The 20,150-nt window shown below is 62.7% G+C and carries 16 protein-coding genes and 1 pseudogene; 8 read left to right on the forward strand and 9 right to left on the reverse strand.

Going from position 1 to position 20,150, the window contains the following annotated elements; genetic code table 11:
* Window positions 1–86: 86 nt before the first annotated feature.
* Both D8767_RS29630 and D8767_RS29635 read right to left on the reverse strand, forming a co-directional pair.
* Window positions 87–842, reverse strand: a complete 756-nt coding sequence (locus tag D8767_RS29630) for a methyl-accepting chemotaxis protein (RefSeq protein ID WP_371058886.1) — start codon at window positions 840–842, stop codon at window positions 87–89.
* A 102-nt stretch (window positions 843–944) separates the two neighbouring features.
* Window positions 945–2,231, reverse strand: a pseudogene (locus tag D8767_RS29635) (HAMP domain-containing protein); the annotation flags it as partial.
* Window positions 2,232–2,455: 224 nt separating this feature from the next.
* On the opposite strand from D8767_RS29635, the gene D8767_RS13230 reads away from it, so the two are divergent.
* Window positions 2,456–3,775, forward strand: a complete 1,320-nt coding sequence (locus tag D8767_RS13230; RefSeq protein ID WP_016713881.1) for a Na+/H+ antiporter family protein — start codon at window positions 2,456–2,458, stop codon at window positions 3,773–3,775.
* Between the two features lie 13 nt (window positions 3,776–3,788).
* On the opposite strand, the gene D8767_RS13235 is transcribed toward D8767_RS13230, so the two are convergent.
* From D8767_RS13235 to D8767_RS13245, 3 genes are all read right to left on the reverse strand, one after another.
* Entirely contained in the window at window positions 3,789–4,796 is a 1,008-nt protein-coding gene (locus D8767_RS13235; protein WP_016713882.1) for a FecR family protein, read from the reverse strand.
* A 216-nt stretch (window positions 4,797–5,012) separates the two neighbouring features.
* Window positions 5,013–6,782, reverse strand: a complete 1,770-nt coding sequence (locus tag D8767_RS13240) for an acyl-CoA dehydrogenase C-terminal domain-containing protein (RefSeq protein ID WP_016713883.1) — start codon at window positions 6,780–6,782, stop codon at window positions 5,013–5,015.
* A gap of 72 nt (window positions 6,783–6,854) precedes the next feature.
* A complete protein-coding gene (locus D8767_RS13245; protein WP_016713884.1) occupies window positions 6,855–8,477 on the reverse strand; it encodes an acyl-CoA synthetase in 1,623 nt (540 codons plus the stop codon).
* 195 nt (window positions 8,478–8,672) lie between these two features.
* Here D8767_RS13245 and D8767_RS13250 point away from each other — a divergent pair, with 195 nt between their 5' ends.
* The 5 genes from D8767_RS13250 to D8767_RS13270 all read left to right on the forward strand — a co-directional run bounded on the left by D8767_RS13250 (window position 8,673) and on the right by D8767_RS13270 (window position 14,088).
* Window positions 8,673–10,079 (forward strand): sensor histidine kinase, encoded by a 1,407-nt coding sequence (locus D8767_RS13250; protein WP_016713885.1) that lies wholly within the window; start codon window positions 8,673–8,675, stop codon window positions 10,077–10,079.
* Between the two features lie 13 nt (window positions 10,080–10,092).
* Window positions 10,093–10,722 (forward strand): response regulator transcription factor, encoded by a 630-nt coding sequence (locus D8767_RS13255; protein ID WP_016713886.1) that lies wholly within the window; start codon window positions 10,093–10,095, stop codon window positions 10,720–10,722.
* 136 nt (window positions 10,723–10,858) lie between these two features.
* On the forward strand, window positions 10,859–11,332 hold the full coding sequence (locus tag D8767_RS13260) for a MarR family winged helix-turn-helix transcriptional regulator (RefSeq protein ID WP_016713887.1): 474 nt from the start codon (window positions 10,859–10,861) through the stop codon (window positions 11,330–11,332).
* Between the two features lie 30 nt (window positions 11,333–11,362).
* Window positions 11,363–12,556, forward strand: coding sequence for an HlyD family efflux transporter periplasmic adaptor subunit (locus D8767_RS13265; protein WP_016713888.1), 1,194 nt, complete (start codon window positions 11,363–11,365; stop codon window positions 12,554–12,556).
* Window positions 12,553–14,088, forward strand: a complete 1,536-nt coding sequence (locus tag D8767_RS13270; RefSeq protein ID WP_016713889.1) for a DHA2 family efflux MFS transporter permease subunit — start codon at window positions 12,553–12,555, stop codon at window positions 14,086–14,088. Before D8767_RS13265 ends, D8767_RS13270 begins: the two co-directional genes overlap by 4 nt.
* Window positions 14,089–14,152: 64 nt before the next feature.
* On the opposite strand, the gene D8767_RS13275 is transcribed toward D8767_RS13270, so the two are convergent.
* The 4 genes from D8767_RS13275 to D8767_RS13290 form a co-directional block, all read right to left on the reverse strand.
* A complete protein-coding gene (locus D8767_RS13275) occupies window positions 14,153–15,160 on the reverse strand; it encodes a transketolase family protein (protein ID WP_016713890.1) in 1,008 nt (335 codons plus the stop codon).
* The gene (locus tag D8767_RS13280; RefSeq protein ID WP_016713891.1) at window positions 15,157–16,005 is read right to left on the reverse strand and encodes a transketolase; all 849 of its coding nucleotides are present in this window, start codon (window positions 16,003–16,005) and stop codon (window positions 15,157–15,159) included. Before D8767_RS13280 ends, D8767_RS13275 begins: the two co-directional genes overlap by 4 nt.
* 19 nt (window positions 16,006–16,024) lie before the next feature.
* Complete coding sequence (locus tag D8767_RS13285; protein WP_016713892.1) at window positions 16,025–17,323, reverse strand: MFS transporter; 1,299 nt, start codon at window positions 17,321–17,323, stop codon at window positions 16,025–16,027.
* Between the two features lie 99 nt (window positions 17,324–17,422).
* A complete protein-coding gene (locus D8767_RS13290) occupies window positions 17,423–18,172 on the reverse strand; it encodes an SDR family NAD(P)-dependent oxidoreductase (RefSeq protein ID WP_016713893.1) in 750 nt (249 codons plus the stop codon).
* Between the two features lie 194 nt (window positions 18,173–18,366).
* On the opposite strand from D8767_RS13290, the gene D8767_RS13295 reads away from it, so the two are divergent.
* Both D8767_RS13295 and D8767_RS13300 read left to right on the forward strand, forming a co-directional pair.
* Window positions 18,367–19,284, forward strand: coding sequence for a LysR substrate-binding domain-containing protein (locus D8767_RS13295; protein WP_016713894.1), 918 nt, complete (start codon window positions 18,367–18,369; stop codon window positions 19,282–19,284).
* 118 nt (window positions 19,285–19,402) lie between these two features.
* A complete protein-coding gene (locus D8767_RS13300; RefSeq protein ID WP_016713895.1) occupies window positions 19,403–20,149 on the forward strand; it encodes an SDR family oxidoreductase in 747 nt (248 codons plus the stop codon).
* Window position 20,150: the final 1 nt, after the last annotated feature.

Raw genomic sequence — 20,150 nt, forward strand, 5'->3', positions numbered from 1 at the left:
GTCGTTTGCCGCGCCTTGGGTGCAGGCAAGTGTAGACGACGAGGTTTGAGCGGTATTCAGGGCCGCACGAGGCGGCCCAGCCTGCCTCAGACGCGGAACTGGTCCATCAGCGCCTGCTGCTGGTTGGCCAGGCTGTTCAGCGACTGGCTGACCCGCGCCGACTCGTTGGCCTGGCCCGACAGCGACTCCGTGACGTCGCGGATCGTCGCCACGTTGCTGTTGATTTCTTCAGCCACCGCGCTTTGCTCTTCGGCGGCGGAGGCGATCTGCAGGTTCATGTCGGTAATCACGGTCACCGCCTGGCCGATACGCTGCAACGCCGTCACGGCCTGGCCAACCTGCTCGACGCCGCCCTGGGCCTGGCGATGGCTGTTGTCCATGGCGTCGACCACCTCGCGGGTGCCTGCCTGCAAGGCTTCTATCACCTGGCGGGTTTCTTCCACCGACTCCTGGGTACGCCGGGCCAGGTTGCGCACTTCATCGGCCACCACGGCAAAGCCACGGCCGGCTTCACCGGCGCGGGCAGCCTCGATGGCCGCGTTGAGGGCCAGCAGGTTGGTCTGCTCGGCAATCGAGCGGATCACCTCCAGCACCGAGCCGATCTTCTCGCTGTTTTGCGCCAGGCCCTGGACCTCGGCCATGGCGTCGCTCATGTTGGCGGCCAGGGCATCGATGCTGGTGGTGGTGTGGTCGATCACCGCCAGGCCTTCACGGGTGGCCTGATCGGCATCACGGGCAGCCTGCGCGGCCTGGGCCGCGCTGCGGGCCACGTCCTGGGCGGTGGCGCTCATTTCGTGCGAGGCGGTGACCACCTGGTCGACCTGGCGGTACTGCTGTTCCATGCCGGCGCTGGTTTCACTGGCAATGGCCGAGGACTGGTCGGCGGTACCTCGGGCGGCCTGCACCGAGCGTTTGACCTCGGCGATGGTCGGCTGCAGCTTGTCGAGGAAGCGGTTGAACCAGCCGGCCAGTTCGCCCAGTTCGTCCTGTTTCTGGTAGGCCAGGCGGCGGGTCAGGTCGCCCTCACCACTGGCAATGTCCTTGAGCATGGCGGCCACGCCAAGGATGGGCCGGGTAACGCCACGGGCCATCAGCCACACCATCAGCAGGCCGGCAATGGCTGCAGCCAGGCCCAGGCCCAGTTCAAGCAGGGTGCCGCTGGTGTTCAGCGTGTCCAGTTCCTGCTTCAGCTTTTCGGCAGGCCCTGTCAGAGCGTTTTCCGGCACATCCAGCAGCACGCCCCAAGGTTGGGCGTCGGGGATCGGCCGGAACGCGGCCAGCACTTTCAGGCGCTGTTGGTCGTGCAGGATGGTCATCTTGCCATCGGCCAGCTTGCGCACCAGTTCGGCGCCGTTGGTAGGGTCCACCTGATCGAAGCGCTGGGCCAGCTTGCTGGCATCGGCGCTGTAGCCGGCCAGCAGGCCGACCGGGCTGAGGATGCCGACCGTGGTGCGGCCTTCGTACAGGCTGCGGCTGGCGTCCTGGCTCAGGGCCTGCAGGCTGTTGAGGTTGATGTCGATGGACAGGGTGGCAATGATCTTGCCGTTGACCGCCAGCGGGAAGACGATGCTGGTCATCAGCACCTGCTGGCCATCGATGTCGTAAAAGTACGGCTCCACCACGCACACCTTGCCGGTGGTGCGCGGGCACACCCACCAGGTGTTGGCCGGCTGGCCGCTGGGGCCGATCTCGGTGTTGGCCATGTCATGCTCGGGCAGCGCCATGGCGGTCAGCTGGCCGGCGCGCGGTTGCGACCAGTACAGGGCAAAACGCCCGGTTTCGTTGCTGCCCAGCTCCGCCTTGCCGGCAAACAGGCTGTCCTTGTTGTCCAGTGCGTTGGGTTCGAACACCAGCGAGAGGCCAAGCAGGTCGGGGTTGGCCTGCAGTGCGGCGCGCACTTGGCGGGTCATGTCCTCGCGCAGGTCGAAGGCATCTAGATAGCGTTTTTCCGCCTGCTCACGCAGGAACAGCACCTGGCGGGCGAAGCCTGCACCGTACTGATAGGCGTCCATGAACTGGCGGCGGATATTCAGGGCTTGCACCTCACCCTGCGACTCGATGCGCGATTGCGCCGCCTCGGTCAGCATCTGCATGCTGCTGGCTTTGACCAGGTCCGAGCTGTGGTCCATGCGGTACAGCGACAGGCCAACGAGCAAGGTGACGATGCCGGCCAGGCAGAGACCGGCGAGCAGGGTGATTTTCCACTGGATGGAAAGTTGTCGCAAAGGCATGGGGTCGAATCCCTTGTAATAAGAGTGTGGCTAGCGACTGTGTCGGCGGGCGCCGTTTTTTCTTTATTCAAACGTTCAATTTAATTGTTGAGGTCGCTTGCGACCCCCTGTGGGAGCGTGATCCTTTAGGAGTTGCTAATGCGCCGCAACATGGCGCTTTTGACATCTGCCGCCCACTGCTTCAGAGTTCGCGCTTTTTTCTGTCGTAATGAGGTAAGCCAACCATGAATGCAGTGATCGCCGCGGTCGGCATCATGCTGATACTCAGCCTGTCCCGCGTGCACGTGGTCATCGCCCTGATCATTGGCGCCCTGGTCGGTGGGCTGGTGGGCGGCCTGGGCGTCGAAGGCACGCTCAAGGCCTTCAACGGCGGCCTGGGCGGGGGGGCCACGGTGGCCTTGTCCTATGCACTGTTGGGCGCTTTTGCCGTGGCCATCGCCAAGTCCGGCCTGGCCCATGCCTTGGCTGACCGTGCACTGGCCATGATCGATCGCCAGGGCCACGCCAATGGCGGCAAGGTCAAATGGCTGATGATTGGCCTGATGCTGGTGGTGGCGGTGTCGTCGCAGAATATCCTGCCCATCCACATTGCCTTCATCCCGCTGCTGGTGCCGCCGCTTTTGTATGTGCTGACCCGTTTGCGCATCGACCGTCGGCTGATCGCCTGCGTCATCACCTTCGGTCTGATTACCCCGTACATGTTCCTGCCGGTGGGGTTTGGCAACATCTTCCTCAACGAAATCCTGCTGGCCAACGTTGCCCGTGCTGGTGTCGATGTGAGTGGCGTCAATGTGACCCAGGCCATGGCCATCCCGGCGGCAGGCATGCTCGCAGGCCTGTTGCTGGCGGTCTTCATCAGCTACCGAAAGAAGCGTGACTACGACCTGGCCCGCATCGAGCAGGTGGAACAGGTGAGCGTGCAGTACAACCCGCTGACACTGCTGGTGGCCGGGCTGGCAATTGCCGCCGCGTTCATCGTCCAGTTGTTGCTGGATTCGATGATCATCGGGGCCATGGTCGGCTTCCTGATTTTCTCGCTGTCGGGCATCGTCAAATGGAAGGACACCGATGACCTGTTCACCGAGGGCATGAAGATGATGGCCATGATCGGCTTCATCATGATTGCCGCTTCGGGGTTTGCCGATGTGATGAAGGCTACCGGTGAGGTTAAAAGCCTGGTGGAAACCTCGGCCCAGTGGATCGACCACAGCAAGGGCATCGGCGCCTTGCTGATGCTGCTGGTGGGCCTGCTGGTGACCATGGGTATCGGCTCGTCGTTCTCCACTGTGCCGATCCTGGCCGCGATCTTCGTGCCGCTGTGCGTGCAACTGGGCTTCGACCCGGTAGCCACGGTGTGCATCGTTGGTACTGCCGGTGCCTTGGGAGATGCGGGCTCGCCGGCTTCGGACTCGACCCTGGGCCCAACCTCGGGCCTGAACGTCGACGGCCAGCATCACCATATCTGGGACACCGTGGTGCCGACCTTCATCCACTACAACCTGCCGCTGCTGGCGTTCGGCTGGTTGGCTGCGATGACCTTGTAAGGCGGGGAGGGCGTCAGCCCTTGTCGGGCGGCGGCGAGATGCGGTTGAGCACGGTGCTGCCGTCCTTGCTGCGGGTCAGGTAGACCGGCAGCACCTTGGGCAGGTTGTTGACCAGGCGGCCCACTTCACGGGTGTTGTAAATGCCGCTGATGCGGATGCGACCGGTGCTGGCATCGGCCAGCAGCAGCGGCGCGTCGAGGTAGCGGTTGATCACCGGCAGCGCCTGTTCCAGGCTCAGGTTGTCGAGCACCAGCTTGCCGCTGCGCCAGGCCAGGCTGTTGCCGTAGTCGTCGCTCTGCTCCAGTTGGGGCTCGAAATCGCCCTGGTGGTAGCTGGCCTGCATGCCTGGCCCAAGGCGATAACCGCCGGTGCTGCCATCGCTGGACACCAGTACCGAGCCTTCCACCAGGGTGACCTTGACCTGGTCCTGGTACTTCCACACGTTGAACTGGGTGCCGGTGACCCGTGTCTGGCCGCGACCGGCGCGCACGATGAACGGGTGGTTGCTGTCGTGCTGAACCTTGAAGAACGCCTCGCCGCGCTTGAGCATGACCTGGCGCTGGTCCTTGTAGTTGAGGTAGGTGAGCTCGGTATTGAGGTTGAGCTGCACCGTGCTGCCGTCGCTCAGCTCCACGGTCTGCATGCGGTCACTGGCTTCGAAGTGCTGGTAGTGGTTGGGCAGCCAACCTTGTTCCCAGCCCACCCAACCGGCCAGCGGCAGTACCGCCAGGGCGATGGCTGCGGCAGACGCCAGCGGGCGCCAGCTGCGTGGACGCGCAGGGTGTCGGGCAGGCGGGTTGAACTCGACGACAGTGGCGGTGCGTGGCAACAGGTCGGCGGTTTGCCAGATTTCCAGCATTGCCTCGTATTCCTCGGCATGCCGCGGATCTGCCGCAAGCCAGCGGGCGAAAGCCTCGCGCTCGCCAGCCGTGCAGTCTTCGGCGTGCAGGCGCATGCACCAATGCGCGGCGGCGTCGGTCATGGCATCGTCTGGGCTGGGATTGAGGCGGTCGTGGTTCATTGCGGCTCCGGGTTTTGCGCATTCTACCCTTGCTAGAGGGCTCCCGAGAACCGATGTAATGGCGAATGACTATCAGTTGTGCCGTTTTTTCGTCGGATTTGCAACGGTTTTTCAGCGTTTGAGAACCCTTCGCGCAAGTAAATGCAGGCTGAGATCCTTGGGGCTGCTGCGCAGCCCATCGCGACACAAGGGGCGCAAAGCGCCCCCAACGTCCTATCAGAATTGCGCCGCCTCCAGCCCATAAAGGCTGTCACTACCGGCCCGAATACTGGCCTCAAGCCCCAACCCACGCGGCAAAATACGTTGGAAGAAGAACGCCGCACACGCCAGCTTGGCACCGTAAAAGTCAGCGTCCTCGTCCTGCTTGGCCACCGCCGCCGCGGCCATCCGCGCCCACATGTAGGCATATGCCGTCAGCCCGAACAGCTGCAGGTACTCTACCGCCACCGAGCTGACCAGATTGGCATCCTCGCCGACACGTGCCCGCAGCCACGCACTGGTCGCCTCCAACCGCGCCAGGCTTGCCTGCAGGGCTTCGCGGTGCAACGGGGCATCCACGCTGAAACTCCGCACTTCGGCGGCAAAGCTGGCCAGCGCGTGGCCGCCGTCGGCCAGTACCTTGCGGCCGAGCAGGTCCAGAGCCTGAATACCGTTGGTACCTTCATAAATCTGCGCAATGCGCACGTCACGCACCCGCTGCTCTTGCCCCCACTCGCGGATATACCCATGGCCGCCATACACCTGCTGGCCAAGCACGCAGCTTTCCAGGCCGTTGTCGGTGAAGAACGCCTTGGCCACTGGCGTCAACAGTGCCACCAGGCGCTGGGCATGTTCGCGTTCGCCGGTGTCTTCAGCGTAACGGGCCAGGTCCAGCTGCTGGCCAACGTAGGCGGCAAACGCCCGGCCACCTTCGGTGAGGGTGCGCATGGTCAGCAGCATGCGCCGAACATCGCCGTGGTGGATGATGGGGTCGGCCGCCTTGTCCTGCGCCTGCGGGCCGCTGGCGGCGCGGCTTTGCAGGCGCTCGTTGGCGTAACGGGCGGCGCTTTGATAAGAGGCTTCGGCGCAGCCGATGCCCTGGATACCGATGGACAGGCGCTCGTAGTTCATCATGGTGAACATGGCTGCCAGGCCCTTGTTCGGCTCGCCCACCAGGTAACCGATGGCGCCATCGAAGTTCATCACACAGGTGGCCGATGCCTTGATGCCCATCTTGTGCTCGATCGAGCCGCAATGGGCGGCGTTGCGTGCGCCCAGGCTGCCGTCGGCCTCGACCAGGTACTTGGGCACCAGAAACAGCGAGATGCCTTTGGCGCCAGCAGGTGCATCCGGCAGCTTGGCCAGGACCAGGTGGACGATGTTCTCGGTCAGGTCCTGCTCGCCACCGGTAATGAAAATCTTGCTGCCACTGATGTGATAGCTGCCATCGGCCTGGGGTTCGGCACGCGTGCGGATCAGCCCCAGATCGGTGCCGGCATGGGGTTCGGTGAGGCACATGGTGCCCGCCCAGCGGCCTTCGTACAGGGGCGGCAAGTAAGTGGCCTTGAGCGTTTCGCTGGCGTGGGCATCGATGGCCAGGCAGCTGCCAGCACTCAAGGCCGAATACAGGCTGAAGCTGCAATCGGCGGCGTAGAGCATTTCTTCGAACAGCACGCCCAGCATTTTCGGCATGCCCATGCCGCCATACGCCGGGTTGCCGCCCAAGCCGACCCAGCCGCCTTCGCGGTAGGTGTGCCAGGCTTCGCGGAAACCGTCTGGTGTGGTGACCTGGCCTGCTTCGAAGTGCACGCCTTGTTCGTCGCCGTTGCGGCTGAGCGGAGCGATCAGCTGGCCGGTGACTTTGGCGGCTTCTTCGAGGATGGCGTCGGCGGTGTCGGCGTCGATGCGCTCGGCCAGGGCGGGCAGGCGGGCCCACAGGGCCGGGGCGTTGAATACGTCATGCAGGACGAAGCGCATGTCGCGCAGTGGGGCTGAATAGGTAGTCATCGTTGGCTCTTGAAGGGGAGAAATCAGGTGCGGCCTCTTCGCGGGCATGCCCGCGAAGAGGCCGCTACGGGATCAGAGGGCTTTGGCCCGGTCGCGCAGCACGTACTTCTGGATCTTGCCGGTGGAGGTTTTGGGCAGCTCGCCAAACACCACGGTCTTGGGCACCTTGAACCCGGCCAGGTGCTCGCGGCACCAGCTGGTGATGTCGGCTTCGCGGGTGTCTTCCCTGCCAGGCTTCAGGGCTACGAAGGCGCATGGGGTTTCTCCCCATTTTTCATCCGGGCGCGCCACCACGGCGGCCTCGAGCACCGCCGGGTGTTTGTACAGGGCGTCCTCGACCTCGATGGTGGAAATGTTCTCGCCACCGGAAATGATGATGTCCTTGAGCCGGTCCTTGATCTCCACATAACCGTCCGCATGCCACACGGCCAGGTCGCCGGTGTGGAACCAGCCGCCACGGAAGGCTTCGGCGGTGGCCTCGGGGTTTTTCAGGTAGCCCTTCATCACCGTGTTGCCGCGCATGAAAATCTCGCCCAGCGTGTTGCCATCGCGCGGCACCGGCTCGAGGGTTTGCGGGTCGGCGACCATCAGGCCGTCGAGGGTCGGGTAACGCACACCTTGGCGTGACTTGATGCGCGCGCGTTCTTCCAGCGTCAGTTCGTCCCACGCGTCATGCCAGGCACACACGGTCACCGGGCCGTAGACTTCGGTCAGGCCGTAGGTGTGGGTGACCTGGATACCCATTTCTTCCACGGCACCGATCACCTTGGCCGGTGGTGCGGCGCCGGCCACCATGGCCTGTACCGGGTGCTCGATGGCGGCCTTGGCGGCTTCCGGCATGTTGACCAAGGCGTTGAGCACGATCGGTGCGCCGCACAGGTGGCTGACCCGGTGTTCGCGGATAAGGTTAAGGATCTTCTGCGGGTCGACCCGGCGCAGGAAAACATGCGTACCGGCCAGGGCGGTGATGGTCCAGGGGTAGCACCAGCCGTTGCAGTGGAACATCGGCAAGGTCCACAGGTACACCGGGCGATGCCCCATGGCCCAGGTCATCTGGTTACCCAAGGCGTTCAGGTAGGCGCCGCGGTGGTGGTAGACCACACCTTTTGGGTTGCCGGTGGTGCCGGAGGTGTAGTTGAGCGAAATGGCCTGCCACTCGTCATCCGGCCACTCCCAGGCATATTCTGGGTCGCCCTCGGCGAGCAGGGCCTCGTAGTCCAGCTCGCTGACCGCACGGCCTTCGCCGTACTCGGGGTCATCCACGTCCACTACCAATGGCGGATGTTCGAGCAGCGCCAGGGCGGCTTCAATCACCGCATGGAACTCGCGGTCGGTAATCAGCACCTTGGCTTCGCCGTGCTGCAGCATGAAGGCGATGGCCTCGGCGTCCAGGCGTACGTTCAGGGTATTGAGCACGGCACCGGTCATGGGCACGCCAAAGTGGGCTTCGAGCATGGCGGGGGTGTTGGGCAGCATCACTGCCACGGTGTCGCCACGGCCGATGCCGCGGCCCGCCAGGGCACTGGCCAGGCGGCGGCAGCGTTGGTAGGTGTCTTGCCAGTTACGGCGGATGGCGCCGTGAATCACGGCTGGATACTGGCCGTACACGGCAGCGGTGCGTTCGATGAAACTCAGCGGGGTGAGGGCGACATGGTTGACGGCAGCGGGCATCAGGCCCTGGGCATAGATCGACATGCGGTAATCCTGTAAGGGAGGCAGGCGCAGCCTGTGCGCTTGGCCCCCGGTGGCTGATTGTTAGCTCTGTTCAGGGTGCGGGGAGGCGTACGGTAGGTCGCCTTCCTCTGTCGCAGTTTTACGCGAACCGATATGGTAGTAGGAATATCGACTATAGCAATATAGTAAAACTACTATAACAACGAGCCGCCTACCGTGGACAAGACCGCTTATCCCTTGCTCGACAAGGACCCTCAACCCAGCCTGCTGCTGGCCGATGACGCCAGGCCGCTGGCGCTCAACCCCGCGCTGCAAGCCTGGGTAGATGAAGGCCCGGGGTTGGCCAGCTGGCTGCCGGCCAACTGCGCCGCGCTGGTACGTGCCTGCCTGCGCCAGCATCGGGCGATTGCCGATGTCGAGGTGCAGGTGGGTGAGCGCATCGTGCTGTGGACGTTCATTCCTGATGACCAGGGGCAGCAGGTGCTAGGGCGCTGCCGTGACGCCAGCGAAGAGCGCCAGGGGGCGCGAGAGGCCAGCCGCGCACGGCGCTTGTATCGGCTGATCATCGAGAACACCACCGACCTGATCTCCCGGCACAGCCCCGATGGCCGCTTTCTCGATGCTTCTCCGGCCGCATTCCGCCTGCTCGGGTTGTGGCCCGAGCAACTGCGCGGCATGCCCGTGCACAGCTTGCTGCACCCGCGCGAGCGGCGCCAGGTGCTGCGCCAGGCGGCAGCGGCGCTGGACCAGGATGGCTACCACACCATGACCTGCCGGGTACGCCAGGCTGCGGGCGGTTACCGTTGGTTCGAAATCGCCAGCCGGGCCATCCGCGAAACCTACACCGGCACGGTGGTGGAGGTGGTCAGCGTGTCCCGCGACATCACCTTGCGCATCGAAGCCCAGGAAAGCCTGGCGCACAGTGCCCGGCTGGCCACCCTCGGCGAACTGGCCTCGGGCATTGCCCACGAGATCAACCAGCCGTTGGCTGCGGTGGTCAATTACGCCAACGCCAGCTTGCGCTACCTGTCGAGCATCGAGCGCGACCCGCAGGCCCGTGAGCGTGTAGGGCAGGGGTTGCAACGCATCAGCGAACAGGCCACCCACGCCGCTGAAGTGATCCGCCGCTTGCGCGCTTTCCTGCGCAAGGGGCCACGAAACCTGCAGGCGCTGGACGTGACCGAGGTCGCCGAGGAGGCCATGCGCTTGTGCGCTTGGGAGGCCGCGCGCGACCACGTGACGGTGGAGCTGCGCATGAGTACGCAACTGCCCTTGGTGTACGCCGACCGGGTGTTGCTGGAACAGGTCCTGCTCAACCTGTTGCGCAATGCCATCGATGCCAACCGCGAGCAGCAGGGCGAGCGGCCGTCACGTATCCTGCTCGGCGCTGTGCGTGATGGCGACGGCGTGCTGGTGGAGGTGGCTGACCAGGGCCCGGGTGTGGACCCCGAGCGCCTGGACGAAATCTTCACGCCGTTCACCACCAGCAAGGCCGACGGCCTGGGCCTGGGTTTGAGCATGAGCCGCAGCCTGATCGAAGGCTTTGGCGGCAGCCTGTGGGCGCGGGCGGGTGACAACGGCGGTCTGGTATTGTGCTGCCGCCTGGCGGTCAGCAGGGGATAAGGGGGAGTTGAGGGTGCAAGCGAAGGTGTATGTGGTCGATGACGACCAAGGGATGCGCGACTCGACGGTGTGGCTGCTGGAGTCGGTGGGTTTGCAGGCGTTGCCGTTTGCCAGTGGGCAGGCATTTCTCGATGCCTGCGTCGACGATAGGCCTGCCTGTGTGCTGCTGGATGTGCGCATGCCGGGGCTGGGCGGGCTTGCGGTACAGCAGGCGATGCGCGAGCGCGGCCTGGCGCTGCCGGTGATCTTCGTCAGTGGCCATGCCGATGTACCGATCGTGGTGCGCGCGTTCAAGGCTGGCGCCTGCGACTTCATCGAAAAGCCTTACAACGACCAGTTGCTGCTCGACAGCGTGCAGGCCGCGCTGGAGCATGCCACGCGTGCGCGGCAGGGCGATCAGGCATTGGCCCAGGTGCAGGCGCGTATCGACGGCCTGACGCCGCGTGAGCGTGATGTGTTCGTGCCGCTGGCCCAGGGGTTGAACAACCGAGAGATTGCCGAGCAACTGGGCATCAGCGTAAAGACCGTGGACCTGTACCGGGGGCGGGTGATGAAGCGTTTGCAGGCGGGCAGCCTGGCAGAACTGGTGGGCATGGCGATTGCCTGTGGGGCTGTGGAGGCATTGGGCTTGCGAGCGCGCTAGCCGCCTTGGCGCCCCACCCCTAACAGAAGCGGCATTTCAGCCAGAAATATGAAATTTTGCATAGCTACCTAATCAAGGCTTTGACATTCACTGCCTAGGCAGTAATATTTTCACACAATTACCCGAGCAATCCCCGATGGCCCATTTTTCCCCCGAAAACTTCCAGACCTGCGCCATCGGCATGTTGCTCGGCCGCGCAGCGATCCTGAAGGACCGCATTCTCGACTGGCACCTTGAATCAGAGGGCGTCACCGCCGCGCAGTTCAAGGTGCTGATCATCGTCACTCAGTACCAGGTAGACACCCCGGCCGAGCTGTGCCGCTACCTGGGCCTGGACAGCGGTTCGATGACCCGCATGCTCGACCGCCTCGAACAGAAGGACCTGATCGTGCGCAACCGCTGCGCCGACGACCGCCGCCAGGTGCGCCTGGCGCTCACCGCCGACGGCCAGCGCCTGGCCGACCGCCTGCCGGAAATTGGCGCCGCCGCCATGAACGAGTTGTGCGGCGTGCTGGCACCTGACGAGCTCAAGGCCCTGGAAGGCCTGCTGGCCAAGGTGCTGCTCAGTGCTGGCGACCCGTTGACGATCCGCCGTTTTGGCGACCGTTGAACCCTGTCACGAATTATCCAAGGTATTGTCATGGCCACTCCCGCAGACACCCCGACTCCCTCCGCCGCGCCCGAGCCGTCGCGCAAGCGCAAGGCCTGGCTGCTTGGCCTGGTGTTGTTGCTGATCCTTGCCGGTATCGGCACCTGGGCCTGGTACAGCCTGGTCGGGCGCTGGCACGAAAGCACCGACGATGCCTACGTCAACGGCAACGTGGTGGAGATCACCCCGCTGGTCACCGGCACCGTCACCAGCATTGGTGCCGATGACGGCGACCTGGTCCACGCCGGCCAGGTGTTGCTGCAATTCGACCCGGCCGACAGCGAGGTGGCCTTGCAGTCCGCCGAGGCCAAGCTGGCGCGCAGTGTGCGGCAGGTACGCGGGCTGTACAGCAACGTCGACTCGCTCAAGGCTCAGCTGGAAACCCGCCAGGCCGAATTGCGCAAGGCACAGCAGGACTTCAACCGGCGCAAGGTGCTCGCCGACAGCGGTGCCATTGCCGCAGAAGAGCTGTCTCATGCCCGCGACGACCTGAGTGTGGCCCAGGCTGCTGTCAACAGTGCCCGCCAGCAACTCAGCACCAGCAGCGCGCTGGTCGATGACACCGTGGTGTCTTCGCATCCCGAGGTGATGGCTGCTGCTGCCGACCTGCGTCAGGCCTACCTCGATCATGCCCGTACCACCTTGGTGGCACCGGTAACCGGCTACGTTGCCAAGCGCACCGTGCAATTGGGCCAGCGCCTGCAACCGGGCACTGCGACCATGGCGGTGATCCCGCTGGACCAGGTGTGGATCGATGCCAACTTCAAGGAAACCCAGCTGCGTGACATGCGCATCGGCCAGCCGGTGCAGATCAGCGCCGACCTGTACGGCAGCGAGGTCAAGTACAGCGGCACGGTGGACAGCCTGGGGGCCGGTACCGGTAGCGCATTCGCGTTGTTGCCTGCACAAAACGCCACTGGCAACTGGATCAAGATCGTGCAGCGGGTGCCGGTGCGTATTCACCTCAGCCCTGACCAGCTCAAGGACCACCCGTTGCGCATCGGCCTTTCCACGGTGGTGGAAGTCGACCTGCACGACCAGAGTGGCCCGGCCCTGGCCCAGCAGCCGCCGCAGCAGGCCAGCTACACCACCCAGGTGTACGACCGCCAACTGGTCGAGGCAGACGACCTGATTGCCCGGCTGATTCACGAAAACAGCGCAACCGGCAAGACGGCCCAGCGATGAGCAACAACGCCGCTGCCCAGTTCACGCCGCCGAGCCTGCTGCTGACCACCATCGGCCTGTCGCTGGCGACGTTCATGCAGGTGCTCGACACCACCATCGCCAACGTGGCGTTGCCGACCATTTCCGGCAACCTGGGGGTGAGTTACGAGCAGGGCACCTGGGTCATCACGTCGTTCGCGGTGAGCAACGCCATCGCCTTGCCGCTGACCGGCTGGCTGAGCCGGCGGTTTGGTGAAGTGAAACTGTTCATCTGGGCCACGCTGCTGTTCGTGCTGGCCTCGTTCCTGTGCGGTATCGCCCAGTCGATGCCGGAGCTGGTCGGCTTTCGCGTGTTGCAAGGGGTGGTTGCCGGGCCGTTGTACCCGATGACCCAGACCTTGCTGATTGCCGTGTACCCCCCGGCCAAGCGGGGGATGGCGTTGGCGCTGCTGGCGATGGTCACGGTGGTGGCGCCGATTGCCGGGCCGATTCTGGGGGGCTGGATTACCGACAGCTACAGTTGGCCATGGATCTTCTTCATCAACGTGCCCATCGGCCTGTTCGCCGCCGCCGTCGTGCGTCAGCAGATGCGTTCGCGGCCTGTGGTCACCAGCCGCCAGCCGATGGATTACATCGGTTTGCTCACGTTGATCATCGGTGTCGGCGCGTTGCAGGTGGTGCTGGACAAAGGCAATGACCTGGATTGGTTCGAGTCTTCGTTCATCATCGTCGGTAGCCTGATTTCGGTGGTGTTTCTGGCCGTGTTCGTGATCTGGGAACTGACCGACCGCCACCCTGTGGTGAACTTGCGCCTGTTCGTGCACCGCAACTTCCGGGTTGGCACCCTTGTGCTGGTCGGGGGGTATGCGGGGTTCTTCGGCATCAACCTGATCCTGCCGCAATGGTTGCAGACGCAGATGGGCTACACCGCGACCTGGGCGGGCCTGGCGGTGGCGCCAATCGGCTTGCTGCCGGTGATCATGTCGCCGTTCGTGGGCAAGTATGCGCACCGGTTCGACCTGCGGGTGCTGGCGGGGCTGGCGTTCCTGGCGATCGGTACCAGCTGCTATATGCGTGCGGGCTTCACCAGTGAGGTGGACTTCCAGCATGTGGCCCTGGTGCAGTTGTTCATGGGTATTGGTGTGGCGCTGTTCTTCATGCCGACCTTGAGCATCCTGCTGTCTGACCTGCCGCCGCACCAGATCGCCGACGGGTCGGGGCTGGCGACCTTCCTGCGTACGCTGGGGGGGAGTTTTGCCGCGTCGTTGACGACCTGGATCTGGATTCGTCGGGCGGATCAGCACCATGCTTACCTGAGCGAGAATATCAGCCAGTTCGACCCGGCTACGCGGCATACGCTTGAGCAACTGGGTGGGGCTAACCCGCAGAGCTATGCGCAACTTGAGCAGATACTCAATGGGCAGGCGTACATGATGTCGACGGTGGATTACTTCACCTTGATGACCTGGGTGTTTGCCGGGTTGATCTTGCTGGTGTGGTTTGCCAAGCCACCGTTCATCGCCAAGGCGGGACCGGCTTCGGCAGGGCATTGAAGCCGCAGTATCACGGCCACAACCCTGGGTTACCCCCAGTGCTGTGGCCGTGTCAGGCCTACTTTTAAAGCCAAGCCTTGATTTGAGCGCTGACTGCTTGCGTTGAGATGCCATAGCGGTCGTGCAAAGTCGGCAAAGCGCCGGCATCCAGGAAGGCATCTGGCAGCGCGATCTGGCGGAATGTCGGCGTTACGCTATTGCGCATCAACAACCCGGCCACAGCTTCACCCAAGCCGCCAATGATCGAAGCGTTTTCTGCCGTGACCACCAGGCGTCCGGGTTTGCGCGCTTCAGCCAGAATCGTTTGCTCGTCCAGCGGCTTGACGGTCGGTACGTGCAGCACCGCAACGTCGACACCATCCGCCTTCAGTTTCTCGGCAGCTTCGAGGGCGCGCATGGTCATCAGGCCTGTGGAAATGATCAGTACATCGTTGCCCGTGCGCAGGTTCTTGGCTTTGCCGATTTCAAACTTGTAGCCGTATTCGTCAAGCACTACTGGCACATTGCCCCGGAGCAGGCGCATGTACACTGGCCCTTGGTGCGCTGCAATCGCTGGAACGGCTTGTTCGATTTCCAGCGCATCGCAGGGGTCTACGATCATCAGATTTGGCATGGCGCGGAAGATCGCAAGGTCGTCCGTCGCCTGGTGGCTCGGGCCGTAGCCGGTAGTCAGCCCTGGCAGGCCGCATACGATCTTGACGTTGAGGTTTTCCTCTGCAATCGCCATGCAGATGAAGTCGTACGCGCGGCGTGAGGCGAATACCGCATAGGTGGTCGCGAACGGCGTGAAGCCTTCCCGGGCCATACCGGCAGCTGCGCTCATCAGCAACTGTTCGGCCATGCCCATCTGATAGAAACGATCCGGGTGGGCCTTGGCGAAGATGTGCAGGTCTGTGTACTTCGAGAGGTCTGCAGACAGCCCGACGATGTCCTGACGTTGCTCGGCCAGTGTCGCCAGTGCATGCCCAAACGGCGCAGGGCGTGTCGTCTGACCTTCAGAAGCGATCGAGGCAATCATCGCCGAAGTGGTCAAACGTTTTTTGCCCGTTGCCGGGTTATTTACACTACTCATTTGCTGCTCCCGAGCTGAAGGTTTTCAAGCGCCAGATCCCATTCGTGTTCATCAACGCGGATGAAGTGAGTTTTCTCGCGACCCTCCAGGAAGTCCACGCCCTTGCCCATCTTGGTGTCGCAGATGATCACTCTTGGTTGCTCCCCTTGGTGTTGTCGGGCAGCGTCGAATGCGGTGACCAGCGCTTGCAGATCATTGCCGTCTACACGCTGCGTGAACCAGCCGAAGGCCTGCCAGCGATCCACGATGGGTTCAAAAGCCAGTACTTCGCTTGAGTGGCCGTCAGCCTGTTGGTTGTTGACGTCGATGATTGCGATCAGGTTGTCGAGCTTCCAGTGCGAGGCCGACATCGCTGCCTCCCAGGTCGAACCCTCGTTCAACTCTCCGTCGGACAACAGGTTGTAGACGAATGAATCCGACTTCTTGCGCTTGAGGCCCAGGCAAGCGCCGACCGCGATGCCCAGCCCGTGGCCCAAAGAGCCGCCGGTGATTTCCATTCCCGGTGTGTAGGCCGCCATGCCCGACATCGGCAAGCGGCTGTCGTCGGAGCCGTAGGTTTCCAGCTCTTCGAGCGGGATAACTTCGGCTTCGATCAACGCCGCGTACAAGGCTATCGCGTAGTGACCAATGGACAGATAGAAGCGATCACGCTGTTCCCATTCCGGGTTATGAGGCTGGTAGCGCAGTGCGTGAAAGTAAGACACCGCAAGCAGATCGGCCGCGCCTAGCGCCTGGCCGACATAGCCCTGGCCCTGAACCTGGCCCATGCGCAGGGCATGGTGACGAATGTTGTAGGCGCGCTCTGTCAGCGCCGCCAGTGTGGTGGGTGAGGGTTGAGCAGTCATTCGGGAAACTCCAATTAACTCAGCGATTGACCGAAGCGGCAGGGATGCGCAACACCAGGCAGGCACCTACCAGCAGTACGGCGGTGATGAGGTACATGCCGATGGCACTGGACCCGGTTGTGGTCGTAATCCAGCCGATCAGGTAAGGCGAGCAGAACCCGGCGAGGTTGGCGAAGCTGTTGATTCCGGCAATACCGGCCGCCGCCGACACGCCGCCCAGCAGCGTGGTGGGCAGCATCCAGAACAGCGAGGAAGCCGACAGCACGCCTGAAGCCGCCAGGCACAGGCTCAGTATCGAAAGCAACAGGTTGCCGCCCATCAGTGTTGCCAGCGTCAGGCCGATTGCACCGGCGATCATCGGTACGACGAGGTGCCAGCGGCGCTCGCGGTGTTTGTCGCCACTGCGGCCCATGAGCAACATGGCAGCAATTGCACAGATGTACGGCAGGCTGGTCAGAAGGCCGATGTGCAAGGGGTCGGATACGCCTGCGTTGCGCACCAGTGTCGGCAGCCAGAAGGTGATAGCGTACTGGCCCATCACGACACAGAAGTAGATGCACGCCAGCAGCCACAAGCGGCGATCCCGGATGAACTCACGAGGTGAGGCGTGGGTGACCTTGCAGCTGTTGTCTTCGGCCAACTCTTTGTTGACCAGCGCCTTTTCATCATCCGTGAGCCAGGTTGCCTGATGCACGCCGTCCTTCAGATAGGCCAGCACCAACAGGCCAACGATGACAGTCGGAATGGCTTCGAGAACGAACATCCACTGCCAGCCGGCCCAGCCATGGAAGCCTGCAAAGCTGTTCATGATCCAGCCGGAGATCGGCCCCCCAACCATGCCCGACAGGGGGATCGCCACGAACCACAGCACCGTCATTCTTGCGCGGCGGTAGGAGGGAAACCAGTAGGTCAGGTACAGCAACAGCCCTGGTGCCAAGCCCGCTTCGGCAATGCCGAGCAAAAAGCGCAACGCATAGAACTGCCAGGCCGTTTCGACGAAGGCGAACAGGGCAGAGATGATGCCCCAGGAAATCATGATACGAGCGATCCAACGCCGAGCGCCAACCCGATGCAGGATCAGGTTGCTGGGCACCTCGCAGAGAAAATAACCCAGGAAGAACATGCCCGCACCAAGGCCGTAGACGGCCTCGCTCAATGACAGGTCGTTCATCATTTGCAGCTTGGCGAAGCCAACGTTGACGCGGTCCAGATAAGCACACAGGTAGCACAGCATCAGGAACGGCATCAATCGCCAGGCAGTTTTGCGATACGCGTTGGCGCGGACGCTGACGACCGCCTCCAGAGACAGGGTTGTCATGATGGTCTGATCTCTTGTTTTTATTGACAGCTAACGGCTGTAACGTCGATTCAGAACAGCGCCAGCCGACAGGCCAGCGCAACTACATCCGGCCGGTCATCAGTGGATCAACATGCCGCCGTTCACATCCAGGGTAATGCCTGTCAGGTAGGAGGACAGGTCGCTGGCCAGAAACAGCGCAGCGTTGGCAACGTCCTGTGCTTCACCCAGGCGACCCAGCGGGATGCCATCGATGATCGCGTGGCGGCGCTCGTCCTGCATGAGGCCGCCTGTGATGTCGGTGTGGATCAGGCCGGGTGCAATCGAGTTTACCCGCACGTTGTCAGGGCCCAGCTCACGGGCCATGGCTTTACCCAGCCCCAGCACGCCGGCTTTCGCTGCGCTGTAGTGTGGGCCACCGAAGATGCCACCGCCGCGCTGCGCCGATACCGACGACATGCAAATGATGCTGCCGGATTGCTGTTGGCGCATGTGCGGGATCACTGCCTGCGACATCAGCAATGTGCCGCGCAGGCTTACGTCCAGCACTTTGTCATAGTCGCTGTGCTTGATGTCCAGAATCTTCAACGGTTGGGTGATGCCTGCGTTGTTGACCAGCACGTCGATGCGGCCGAAGTGCTCAATGATTTGCGCTACGGCATGCTGCACTTGAGCTTCGTCGGCGACGTTGGCAGCGAGCCCCAGATGCCCTTCGCCAAGCGCGGCGGCAGCGTCGCGAGCGGCGGATTCATCCAGGTCCAGGATAACCACGCGGGCACCCTGTTGTGCGAACGTGGTGGCAGTGGCTCGTCCGATACCACGTGCCGATGCTGCGCCTGTGATGATGGCGACTTTTCCTTGAAGAAGCATGAGTGAAACCTCTGATTATTTTTATGGGTTCGATTCACCTGAATCGATAGGCGCAGCTTGTTCTTCAGGTACAGGCCGAGCAATAAGGTAAAAATCACTCGTTGCTGAAGAAAATTCATGGCTCGCATTGCGCGATGGCCAATGATTGAATGCGTCTTCCAAGCAAGGTCAATATCTACAGCGGAAGCCGATGCATGAAAGTCACTGCCGATGCGATACCCGTCATTCCACCGTTGAGGGCAATTCAGTGCTTTGAACAGACTGCACGTTTCGGCAATGTAGCGCGGGCTGCCGAGACACTCGACTTGACGCCTTCAGCTGTCAGCCATCAACTCGCCAATCTAGAGGGAATGATCGGTCGCCAGTTGTTCATTCGAGAGGCTCGCGGTGTGAGGCTTACACCGGTAGGCGAGCAGTACTTGAAAGAAATTTCGGGTGTGCTCCATAGCCTGGCAATTGCCACCGAGCGTGCAGCGAGCGACGTCAGCCTTGATTGCCTGCGGCTGCACTCGTCACCCAGTTTTGGTCTTTTGTGGATCATGCCGAGGCTGGAGGCGTTTCGACTGGCGCATCCTGATATCCAGATCAACCTCTCCTGTTCGTACGAGTCCTTGCATTTCAGCCGGGACAAGATTGATGTTGATATCCGCCACGGCACACCGAACTGGCCAAGTTATGAAGTCCGCACGATACGCGATGAGACGTTCACTGTTCTGGCGTCACCGGGCCTGCTTGCCAAGCGTGCTGTCTCACATCCACGCGACCTGCTGAGCCAAGACCTTATTCTGTCTGAGGCCACCCTGCTCAAATGGCCGCAATGGTTCGCTCAACATGGGTTGGAGCGCCCTGAGAAACCTTATGCATTGAGTTTTGACCGCTCTTACATGACCTTGGAGGCCGCGAGCCACGGCCTTGGTTTCGCGCTCGAAAGTTCAATTCTCGCTCACAAGTATCTTCTCTCTGGCGCGCTGGTCGAAGTCGCACCCGATGCGTTGCGAGTCCCTGTGGCAGCGCACCATCTCGTTTTCCCAAGGGCTCATTCCAGCTTCCCGCGAGTGCGGCGGTTTCTGGAGTGGATGGAGAGCGAGTTGGGGCAGGGCTTCGCTTTCTAGTGCTTGGTGCCGAAGACGGCTGCGAACATAGGAGTGGGTTGACCTGACCTTGGTCATTCCCACGCACAGCTATTTCGCCTATTGTCGGCTCTCCCTCCCCGGAACGAATGGCAGATCCATGGAAAAAGTCATCGTCATCACCGGCGGCAGCCGTGGCATCGGCGCCGCCACGGCGTTGCTGGCCGCCCGTCAGGGCTACCGCATCTGCATCAACTACCACACCGACGAGCAGGCCGCCGAAGGTATCCTGGGCCAGGTCCGCGCCTTGGGCGCCGAGGCCATTGCCGTGCGCGCCGACGTCAGCGTCGAGGATGAAATCATCCAGCTGTTCCAGCGCGTTGATGATGAACTTGGCCCGGTCACCGCATTGGTCAACAACGCCGGCACCATCGGCCAGCAAAGCCGGGTGGAGGATATGTCCGAGTTTCGCCTGCTCAAGGTTATGAAAACCAATGTCGTCGGCCCCATGCTCTGCGCCAAGCACGCCCTGCTGCGCATGGCACGTCGGCATGGCGGGCAGGGCGGGGCCATCGTCAACGTGTCATCGGTGGCTGCACGCCTGGGTTCGCCCAACGAATATGTCGACTATGCCGCCTCCAAGGGCGCACTCGATACCTTCACCATTGGTCTGTCCAAAGAGGTGGCTGGCGAGGGGGTGCGGGTCAATGGCGTACGCCCGGGCTACATTCACACTGGCTTCCATGCGCTGTCCGGTGATCCGGACCGCGTCAGCAAGCTGGAACCCGGCTTGCCCATGGGCCGGGGCGGGCGCCCTGAAGAAGTGGCCGAGGCCATTCTCTGGTTGCTGTCTGACAAGGCATCCTACTCCACGGGCAGCTTCATCGACCTGGGCGGCGGGCGCTGAG

Source organism: Pseudomonas sp. LTGT-11-2Z, assembly GCF_003691445.1.
Lineage (GTDB): Bacteria > Pseudomonadota > Gammaproteobacteria > Pseudomonadales > Pseudomonadaceae > Aquipseudomonas > Aquipseudomonas monteilii.

What these genes read in the sequence shown, in the direction of transcription:
- D8767_RS13265 (WP_016713888.1), top strand. Translation starts at nt 11,363, where the DNA reads ATGGCCACTCCCGCAGACACCCCGACTCCCTCCGCCGCGCCCGAGCCG.
- D8767_RS29630 (WP_371058886.1), bottom strand. Translation starts at nt 842, where the DNA reads ATGGAACAGCAGTACCGCCAGGTCGACCAGGTGGTCACCGCCTCGCAC.
- D8767_RS13290 (WP_016713893.1), bottom strand. Translation starts at nt 18,172, where the DNA reads ATGCTTCTTCAAGGAAAAGTCGCCATCATCACAGGCGCAGCATCGGCA.
- D8767_RS13295 (WP_016713894.1), top strand. Translation starts at nt 18,367, where the DNA reads ATGAAAGTCACTGCCGATGCGATACCCGTCATTCCACCGTTGAGGGCA.
- D8767_RS13235 (WP_016713882.1), bottom strand. Translation starts at nt 4,796, where the DNA reads ATGAACCACGACCGCCTCAATCCCAGCCCAGACGATGCCATGACCGAC.
- D8767_RS13280 (WP_016713891.1), bottom strand. Translation starts at nt 16,005, where the DNA reads ATGACTGCTCAACCCTCACCCACCACACTGGCGGCGCTGACAGAGCGC.
- D8767_RS13270 (WP_016713889.1), top strand. Translation starts at nt 12,553, where the DNA reads ATGAGCAACAACGCCGCTGCCCAGTTCACGCCGCCGAGCCTGCTGCTG.
- D8767_RS13230 (WP_016713881.1), top strand. Translation starts at nt 2,456, where the DNA reads ATGAATGCAGTGATCGCCGCGGTCGGCATCATGCTGATACTCAGCCTG.
- D8767_RS13245 (WP_016713884.1), bottom strand. Translation starts at nt 8,477, where the DNA reads ATGTCGATCTATGCCCAGGGCCTGATGCCCGCTGCCGTCAACCATGTC.
- D8767_RS13260 (WP_016713887.1), top strand. Translation starts at nt 10,859, where the DNA reads ATGGCCCATTTTTCCCCCGAAAACTTCCAGACCTGCGCCATCGGCATG.
- D8767_RS13300 (WP_016713895.1), top strand. Translation starts at nt 19,403, where the DNA reads ATGGAAAAAGTCATCGTCATCACCGGCGGCAGCCGTGGCATCGGCGCC.
- D8767_RS13285 (WP_016713892.1), bottom strand. Translation starts at nt 17,323, where the DNA reads ATGACAACCCTGTCTCTGGAGGCGGTCGTCAGCGTCCGCGCCAACGCG.
- D8767_RS13240 (WP_016713883.1), bottom strand. Translation starts at nt 6,782, where the DNA reads ATGACTACCTATTCAGCCCCACTGCGCGACATGCGCTTCGTCCTGCAT.
- D8767_RS13275 (WP_016713890.1), bottom strand. Translation starts at nt 15,160, where the DNA reads ATGAGTAGTGTAAATAACCCGGCAACGGGCAAAAAACGTTTGACCACT.